1 protein-coding gene is annotated in these 216 nt (G+C 63.4%); it reads right to left on the bottom strand.

What is annotated here, in order from left to right:
• Window positions 1-194: FitA-like ribbon-helix-helix domain-containing protein (locus ACYQ2W_RS26970; protein WP_459874246.1), on the bottom strand; the 194-nt coding region annotated here is incomplete at its 3' end.
• Window positions 195-216: the final 22 nt, after the last annotated feature.

Raw genomic sequence — 216 nt, 5'->3', positions numbered from 1 at the left:
GCGTCTCCGCCGGTCAGCTCGACGAAACGGCGATGAAGTCGGCTGCCCAAGCCCTTCTCCGCCGGATCACCGGTCAGGGCCCGGCGGAGAATCCGGCGCGCCTCCTCCTCCATGGAACAGCCATGACGGGCGGCGTGGAGGCGGAACTCCACCTTCACGGGGTCGTCGAGATTACGAATGATCAGAAACGCCATAACAGCACCTCAATCTGCATTC

The organism is Endothiovibrio diazotrophicus, from assembly GCF_054657215.1.
This window is presented reverse-complemented; position numbering and strand designations above follow the sequence as displayed.